5 protein-coding genes are annotated in these 6,719 nt (G+C 37.5%); 1 reads left to right on the top strand and 4 read right to left on the bottom strand.

All coding sequences use genetic code 11. The features are described from left to right. Both KCG35_RS23115 and KCG35_RS23110 read right to left on the bottom strand, forming a co-directional pair. Positions 1–1,739: hypothetical protein (locus KCG35_RS23115; protein ID WP_215822224.1), on the bottom strand; the 1,739-nt coding region annotated here is incomplete at its 3' end. Between the two features lie 262 nt (positions 1,740–2,001). Next, on the bottom strand, positions 2,002–3,831 hold the full coding sequence (locus KCG35_RS23110) for an ABC transporter ATP-binding protein (RefSeq protein ID WP_215822223.1): 1,830 nt from the start codon (positions 3,829–3,831) through the stop codon (positions 2,002–2,004). A gap of 391 nt (positions 3,832–4,222) precedes the next feature. Here KCG35_RS23110 and KCG35_RS23105 point away from each other — a divergent pair, with 391 nt between their 5' ends. Then, positions 4,223–4,423, top strand: coding sequence for a hypothetical protein (locus KCG35_RS23105; protein ID WP_215822222.1), 201 nt, complete (start codon positions 4,223–4,225; stop codon positions 4,421–4,423). A gap of 96 nt (positions 4,424–4,519) precedes the next feature. Here the strand turns inward: KCG35_RS23105 and KCG35_RS23100 are convergent, their stop codons facing one another. Then, positions 4,520–5,518: a cytochrome-c peroxidase gene (locus KCG35_RS23100; RefSeq protein WP_304956766.1), complete on the bottom strand. Its 999-nt coding sequence runs from the start codon at positions 5,516–5,518 to the stop codon at positions 4,520–4,522. 470 nt (positions 5,519–5,988) lie between these two features. After that, on the bottom strand, positions 5,989–6,719 hold a 731-nt coding region (locus KCG35_RS23095), incomplete at its 5' end, for a cupin domain-containing protein (protein WP_215822221.1).

The raw sequence follows: 6,719 nt of genomic DNA, 5'->3' as shown, positions 1-6,719 counted from the left end.
CCTGTAATACCTGACGCATCATCTGATGAAGTTCTAAGGCTAAGTCCAGTTAAAACGACATGATCAGTATCGTAAAATGTATTATTGACCTGATCAGTGCTTAAATCCAATGACAGCTCAGATCCTGATCCACTTCTTGTAGAAACGACCTTTCCTGTAAGTTTTCTTTTTGATTGGTCCCATTTTTTAGAAAATACATTTATTGCAGCCACATTATCTCGCTTAACACGGAACTCAAACCCTGTCAGTACATGGCCTGCTGGGGCTTTAACAAATTTCTCATAGCCACTTCCACATTGTTTGTACTGAACTGAACCTAGAGCCCCATTATCCAATAGTTTTCTATAAGCGATTCTGATGCCTTTTACGTTATCATTTTTAACTCGAGCACCAACCCCTACAATGACAGATAACTCAGGAGCACGACAATGTTGCTCGCCTCCACCTTTACCTACACTTATTTTGCCAACATCAGTCAGACTGTACGGGTCTACAGGAAGTCTCACAGTAACTAAATTAGCAAGTGTATTAATTCTACTGCTATTACAACTATCAAGCGCTGAATAACAAACTGCCATTGCATATTCTAATGCTTCGATATTTGATGTAACCACCGATTTTGCTGCCTGGTAGTCATCCTTTAACTTATTCCACCTTGCTTGCAAAAGTGGAGAATATGAAGTGCTAAGCACCGTTTCAACCCGTGACAGTAGCTTTTGTTGCGCCTTAAATGCTTTATACAACAAGGCACGTGAGTTAATGATTCTTTTGGTCAGCTCAGAAGTACGCTGAGGATTGCCTTCGACCACATCGCTATAGTGTGTTGTAATAATACCCGTAACCGCTGGATGGCGCTGCCATGACTTAACAAGTGGCCCACCTTTTCTTACATACTTACTTAAACTATCAATAATAGAGCCACATTGATAATTACTTGAGGTTGATGAGTAGCAAGCCTTAATGTTATCGCCTGATACAACCCCCAATATATTGCCCAGTGCTAACTGATCTCCACCAATTTGATAAGCCGTAAGGTAAATATTGACTAAGCTGGAAAATTTATTACGAGTTCCATTTAACGCAGCTTTAACACTTGCTAGATCCGCAAATTTAAAGTTTGTACTTGATTTAAAGGTCTCCTTAATACTTTTGTTGGCAAAATCAAGTTTTATACCCACAAAGAGCCTTCCACCACGCTCAAGTTGACTAATAAACGAGTCACCACATAAACGATAAAATGAGTCCGCTCCATTCGCTAACGCTTTTTGACCAAACTCAGTCAATCTACTACCAGCATCAGCTAGTTGATAACGAACGACAGGTGCATCGTATCTATAGGTCAATAATAGTGTATAAGAAGTTTCTGTTTCTGATACTGCTCGTTTAAAAGATTGTTCAGTACCAAGTTTGACAAGATCAAAGAGATTAGCTTTACCATTAACACTAATATCAATATTTTCTTCAAGTTTTTGATGATTATATTCTGAATTCAAACTAATAATCTGACTTGTGTTTCCAGGATTATCTACGATAGAAGTACCGCTTAAACAAGTCGATGGCCATATTTTATTTCTATCTACAGCAAAGGCTGCGCCTAAAAAAGCAGTTGAGGAGGAAGAGGCACTAACCCCTGTATTTGGCCCAAGTTGATGAGTATAAACTGAAGCGGTACATAACGTTGATGTGGAGAGTAATGTTAGAAATGATAAAATACGAGATGTTTGTTTATTTAGTTTCATAAGCTCCCTTTGAAAATTTCATGCTTATTATAAGGTTATAATTGTAATCAACAATTACATGACAAATATATCATCCACACTCAATACTAAAACAGTTTTAATACTTAATACAAGAATACTGTATAATTTTTCCTAAAATAAATTATCTAGCAACTCATATAAAACCATATAATTTAAACTCACTTAAGATAGTTCTATCCCCACAATGACCACCTCTGCTGGAATACAGCAGGGTGGCCTGTCATTTTTTAGGAGCCACTATTTAGTTTTCACCTAAAAAACCACCCGTCTGGTGAGACCAAAGTTGTGCATAAATTCCTCCAGCAGACACAAGTTCCCTATGTGTACCTTGTTCAACAATTTCTCCAGAATCCATTACAATTAAGCGATCCATAGCAGCAATAGTTGAAAGACGATGCGCAATCGCGATAACCGTTTTCCCTTGCATGAGGGTATACAAATTATCCTGAATGGCTGCTTCTACTTCAGAATCAAGTGCAGATGTAGCTTCATCTAATACTAAAATAGGTGCATTTTTTAATAACACTCTGGCAATAGCAATACGCTGACGTTGCCCTCCTGAGAGTTTAACCCCACGTTCACCCACTTCTGCATCAAATCCCCTGTTACCTTTAGGATCTGTTAGCTCTTGAATAAAATCATATGCTTCTGCTTTCTTACAGGCAGCAATTAACTCTTGTTCTGTTGCATTCGGTTTTCCATAAAGAATATTTTCTCGTATGGATCTATGCAATAACATGGTATCTTGCGTTACCATACCAATCTGTGCACGCAAAGATTCCTGAGTAACATTAACTATATTCTGCTTATCAATTCGAATATCACCTTGCTCTACATCGTAAAACCGTAATAACAAGTTAACTAACGTTGACTTACCAGCGCCTGAACGCCCTACTAATCCAACTTTCTCACCAGGCTTAATACTCAAATTAAGGGTTTCAAGTACGCCACTTTCTTTGCCATAGTGAAAGCTTACATTGGTATAATCAATAGCACCTTGGGTTACTTTTAGTGGCTTTGCATTTTCGTGATCTAACACGGTACATGGTTGACTTAATGTCCCCATGCCATCCATCACAGTACCAATATTTTCAAACAACGCTCCCACTTCCCACATAATCCAGTGGCTCATTCCATTCAGTCGAAGTGCCAAAGCAATTGACACGGTAATAGCACCAATCGTGATTTCATTTAATGACCACAAATAAAGTGATAGCGCTCCAATAGCAAAAACTAATGTGTAATTAATCCACTCCAAACAGACATTAAAACCTGTTACAAGACGCATTTGCTTATGCACAGTAGTTAGGAATAAATCCATACTATCATGCGCATAATCTGCTTCACGTTTTGTATGAGCAAAAAGTTTTACTGTTTGAATATTAGTATAACTATCTACTATACGACCTGTCATAGTAGAACGTGCATCGGCCTGTTGCGTTGAAACACGACGTAAGCGAGGAATAAAATACCACTGGATACAAATATAAGCACAAAACCATACCAAAAGTGGTATCATTAAACGGCTATCTGCTTGACCAATCAATACTATCATTGTCACAAAATAAATGGCTATATATACCATCACATCAACAAGCTTCATCACAGTTTCACGAACAGATAAAGCAGTTTGCATAACCTTAGTCGCAATACGCCCTGCAAAATCATTCTGGTAAAAAGACAAGCTCTGTTTTAACAAGTAGCGATGCGCAAGCCAGCGAATTGCCATAGGATAATTTCCGAGTAACGTTTGATGCACAAGCAATGAGCGGATCAATACGACACCAGGAATTGCTACTAATAGAATAACGGTTAGAAGAACAAGCGTACCTTTCTCTTCAGTAAAGAACGTCGCCGAATCACTTTGCTCTAACCAATCAACTAAAGCTCCCATTACCCCAAACATCGATGCTTCAGCAATGGCAGCAATCGCTGTAAAAATAGAAACCAATAAAATAGGTAACCACATCCCCTGAGTGTAATATAAGCAAAACTTAAGCAACGTATTCGGCGGCTGTTCAGGTTCACTTTTTGGGAATGGCTTTATTAACCGTTCAAAGTAAGCAAGCATTTTGTTTCCTTTAAAACAGAGGACTACAACAAAATCAAATTAGAGCTTAAATAAATATATTCCTCTCTTCTGATAGCATCCGAAAATATACTCATTAACCCTATAAATTGTAATAAAATATAACAATCTTAAAAAAGCACTATTATGATACAACGGAAAAGCACTTCAATAACAGCGCTTATACCAATCCCATAGACAAGTTTGTAGCCTCACCTATGTGGCATACCTGATCCCAGCATTCTCACTATTCCCTGTTATCTTGTTGAATAAGCGTCGATTCAGAAACTAATTTATTATACTTCCAATAGAGTCCTTTTATCTCCCCCCCCCTTATATCCAGCCTTTGTCTACCACTGGCGTACATCGAAATACCACAGGTGTTCATTTAATCATGATTGAGGATGGGGTTGCAGTGCGGGGTTGTGAAACAGGTGCTGGAAGCACCGCGAGCAGTAGAGACCAGGACTGGTCTTCTGCTGCGGGAAGAACAAATAAATTCATGCACGGTATTAGCACAATCTATACTCATCACAAATTATTTTTATATGCAATTGCCCTGAAACTCTTACATGTATTAAAACCTACTCTGTAATTAAAATTATAGATAACTAGCCACAACATATTCTTATTTTTTTACAATACAAAGTAGGATTTTAACTTCATTGCTTTAAATTATACTGTATTCAAACTAATTAATACTGGGTCTCGGTGTTCGAATACTTTCTGGTGGTAATACAGGATAAGTAATTTCTGGCTGTTTACCAGTAAGTGTTTTTAAAAAAGCTACTATTTTATTTGTTTCATTATCCGTAAGCTTTATACCCAGCTGATAATCAGCCATCATGCTTACAGCTTCATTTAAATCCCACACAGAACCATCATGAAAATATGGTGCTGTCAATTCAATGTTTCTTAACAGTGGAACCTTAAACACATACTTGTCTTCCTCTTTTTTTGTAACGTTATATCTTCCTAATGAATTTTTATCTTTATCATAAGGCTTCACTACGCCAAATTTTTGATAAGAATTACCGCCTACACCAACGCCATTATGACAGGCAATACAACCTTTTTCCTTGAACAGATGGTATCCTTCTTCTTCCTGTTTACTTAACTGACTTTCATCACCTAATAACCACTGATCAAATCGTGATGCAGGTGTTACTAATGTTTTTTCAAACTCAGCGATTGCATCAGTAACGTCATTGATAGAAATACGTTTACTATCGTATATCTTTTCAAACATACGTTGATAATCAGGTATTGACTGTAGTGTTTTGATAGCTAGTTGATGATTTGAAGCCATTTCTTTAGGGTTGGCAATAGGTCCTCCAGCCTGCTCCTGCAAGTCTTTCGCCCTCCCATCCCAAAATTGTGCCACATTAAAACGAGCATTTAAGACTGTTGGAGAGTTAATCGGACCAATTTGCCACTGATGTCCTATCGAGCTTGGTCTGTTATCATCTCCTCCCATCGCTAAATTATGGCATGAGTTACAGCTTAACCAACCCGACTTTGAAAGTCGAGGATCAAAAAAAAGCATCTTACCAAGTTCAGCTTTATTCTGATTATAGGAAATATCACTTGGTATGGGTTGTATAGGCTCATTTTTGATGGCTGTGCCCATAGCGTCATTTATAAATATTGAGATACAGGCAAACAATAAAGCGGATGTATAAACTTTCATCAGGCTACTCCCTAGTTATATTAACTGACTTCCTCATATTGATCAGCTTGAATATAACGCATTCGTAGCATGAATTTCAAAATTTATCTTTGATAACTAAAATTCATCTTTAACAATACATATCATAATATTCAATTCGCTATTAGCTCCTCAAATAACCTATCTATTAACAATAATTGATACAAAAATTATGCATTAACAATTTACTTATTATTCAATGCCTTATCTACAGGCATAAATAAAAAAATTGTTCAAGGAAAATATTAACAGAGCAATCGCATATAATTTTACCTTAGCAAAAGCTATAACCAATACGAAGGGTTATTAGGGCGGCCGTCAAGCGATGAAACCCCAGGAGCTTATATTAATAAATGACTGGGGTGAAGAGCGCTGACAACAAACCCTAAAAATGATTCATGAAGGGTATATTTATTTGTGAAACAGGTACTGGGAGCGCCGTTAACAGGACTTTAGCGTTTTCTGTTATTCCACTCATTCTTTAACTCTGCCTTAAATACACCAAACTCCCAGTCACTGTTAGGCGTAAAGTGCTGTATAGCGCCATCAGCATTAACATAATCAAAATACTCATAGTGATGAATATCGCTGCTATCATACATATAACATTGAATAGTCGCACACATTTCTCCTTTAGGATTAACATTATGTAACTTATGCGTTTGAAACTGACGACTATTCAACCAAGTGACCCCACCTTCAGTCAGCTCACAGAGATCATAAGGTTCACTTTCATAGGCACTAAGTCCTCTATACCAGTTGCACTGTATACTACCATGCAAGACTTTTATAATAGCATTACAATCTGAGTGATTATGAATGGGCGAATAATGCCCACCAGGCCAGATCTCTAAAACAAACGGTACACCTGGTGAGTTACCTTTATTGACACCCACAGTAACACGTAAGTAAGTTTCATCTGGATCTGCATGTCCAAACTCACCTTCCTTCTCCTTTAACTTTTCATAAAGCATACACCCTTTGGTGATAATACTGTAATTAATGGCATCAGCAAAATCAGGGAAGTCAGGAGTATTAAGAGTTATCCTTTGACCTGCTACATTACCATACAAAACACCGCACTCTTCAGACAAGTTATTAACCACTGTAGCCGTACCTTGATCTAACATATCCAAAGTTACTTCATCAGTAGAAATGTGTCCCCTCGGCAACTGTGTAGTTG

This window comes from Zooshikella harenae, from assembly GCF_018837975.1.
Lineage (GTDB): Bacteria > Pseudomonadota > Gammaproteobacteria > Pseudomonadales > Zooshikellaceae > Zooshikella > Zooshikella harenae.
This window is presented reverse-complemented; position numbering and strand designations above follow the sequence as displayed.

What these genes read in the sequence shown, in the direction of transcription:
- KCG35_RS23110 (WP_215822223.1), bottom strand. Translation starts at nt 3,831, where the DNA reads ATGCTTGCTTACTTTGAACGGTTAATAAAGCCATTCCCAAAAAGTGAA.
- KCG35_RS23105 (WP_215822222.1), top strand. Translation starts at nt 4,223, where the DNA reads ATGATTGAGGATGGGGTTGCAGTGCGGGGTTGTGAAACAGGTGCTGGA.
- KCG35_RS23100 (WP_304956766.1), bottom strand. Translation starts at nt 5,518, where the DNA reads ATGAAAGTTTATACATCCGCTTTATTGTTTGCCTGTATCTCAATATTT.